Origin of the sequence: Halomonas sp. NO4, from assembly GCF_010994375.1 — a bacterium.
In the GTDB taxonomy this organism is placed as follows: Bacteria; Pseudomonadota; Gammaproteobacteria; order Pseudomonadales; family Halomonadaceae; genus Halomonas.
Genome location: NZ_WHMA01000085.1, coordinates 1 through 1,505, shown reverse-complemented (window position 1 = coordinate 1,505; position 1,505 = coordinate 1). Strand labels below are relative to the sequence as shown.

Sequence of the window (1,505 nt, the reverse complement as noted above, 5' to 3'; positions counted from 1 at the left end):
TTTCACTTCATCCTTTCCACCTCCTCGGTTTCCCGGATGACCAGGCTTTGCCTGGCGCACTCAAAACTAATGACCGCTGGTGGGTCAATTCTGATGGCCATTGACAAACACGCCCGGCGTGTAGTCGAGCTTCTCGCTAATGTCTTCGCCGATCCGCCGCAGCTGGCAACCGCAGGGGCAGTGCTCGCTCTCCGGGTCATGCCGGATCTCGGTGCGCGGCAGTTCGGGCGGCAAGGGGGCGCGCTTGGGCGTCTTCCTGGTCGCCGGTGGCGCATCGGGCGTGACCAGGTCATCCAGCTCGGTCTCGATGGCGGCGATGTCGGCCTCTACCACCTCGTCCAGCAGGCTAATCTGCAGGACGTTACATTGCTCGCTGCGCTTGCCGAAGGCATGACGCTTGAGCAGCGCCAGTTCATAGGTCAGCTTCTGGTTGACCTGCTCGGTGCGACGCAACGTCTTCTGGCTCTGTTCCAGTGCTTGTTCCCGCGCCTCGATCTGCAACATCAGCGTTGCTGCCAGATGGCGGAGCTGATCGGGGGAGAGCTGAGACAGATCGGAAGGCGCGTTCATCCGCTGAGTATGCCAGCTCTCCGGTGGAAGCGGGATTAGCACATCCGCGAATAGCCTGGCCATCGTGTCTGTGCCGTTCATGGCGCATGCCTCAGACCACCGAGATCACACCGCCGGCGCCGAGCCGTTGCCAGGGCAACCCCTGCACCAGGGCGCTGACCTGCTCGGGCGATAACTCGGCCCGGTCCCCGCGCCAGGTCTCCGCCCAGTGGAACTTGCCCTGGTTCAGACGCCGGGCGCACAGCCAGATCCCCAGGCCATCGTGGACCAGCACCTTCATGCGGTTACCGCGCCGGTTGGCGAACAGGTAGGCGCAGTGAGGCCGGGCGGCGCCGAATACCTTCACCACCCGGGCCAGCGCCGTGTCGGGGCCGGCGCGCATGTCCAGGGGCTCGGTGGCCAGCCAGATCTCGTCGATGCGGATCATCCCAGCAGCCCCTTCAACCACTGCCCGCACTGCGCTGCATCCGCCACCGGCCAATGCACAGTGATCGTGCCGCGTGTCGAGGGTACCTCGATACGAATCTCCGTGGAGGCAGTGGTAGACACCGGCAAGTCAGGCGCTGCTGGCGGCACCGGCAGGGGCACAAAGTCCGGTACGGCCGGCAACTGGCTCTGACGCCTGGCTTTGCGGATCCAGGTCTGGACCAGGTTGGTATTCAGTCCGTGCTGCAGGGCAACCTGGGCAATGGAGGTATCGCCCTGCAGGCAGGCCGCGACGATCTTGGCCTTGAACGACGGGGCGTAGCGGCGGCGGCGACGGATCTCACGTTCGGTGCTTGGGGAAGTCATGGATAGGTGCCCACTTATGAATAGATGGGCACCTACTGTCACGAGATTTTGGTCTCTTCGGTAGATGGGTTCACCGGCCCGTTACGATGATCTGGCCGGCACTCCGGGACGCTCCATGGGAAGCCCCCAAACGACGAAGCCCC

3 protein-coding genes are annotated in these 1,505 nt (G+C 64.1%); all 3 read right to left on the bottom strand.

Annotation, left to right across the window (positions count from 1 at the left end; translation table 11 throughout):
- Nucleotides 1-84 precede the first annotated feature (84 nt).
- Genes FEF15_RS19180 through FEF15_RS19170 form a run of 3 tightly spaced genes read right to left on the bottom strand, consistent with a single transcriptional unit; the run spans nt 85 to nt 1,362 of the window.
- Nucleotides 85-651 carry an IS66 family transposase zinc-finger binding domain-containing protein gene (locus FEF15_RS19180; protein WP_240454253.1) on the bottom strand — a complete coding sequence of 189 codons (567 nt, stop codon included), beginning with the start codon at nt 649-651 and terminating at the stop codon, nt 85-87.
- A 10-nt stretch (nt 652-661) separates the two neighbouring features.
- Nucleotides 662-997, bottom strand: a complete 336-nt coding sequence (gene tnpB, locus FEF15_RS19175) for an IS66 family insertion sequence element accessory protein TnpB (protein WP_163561071.1) — start codon at nt 995-997, stop codon at nt 662-664.
- Nucleotides 994-1,362, bottom strand: coding sequence for a transposase (locus FEF15_RS19170; RefSeq protein ID WP_163561070.1), 369 nt, complete (start codon nt 1,360-1,362; stop codon nt 994-996). Before FEF15_RS19170 ends, tnpB begins: the two co-directional genes overlap by 4 nt.
- Nucleotides 1,363-1,505: the final 143 nt, after the last annotated feature.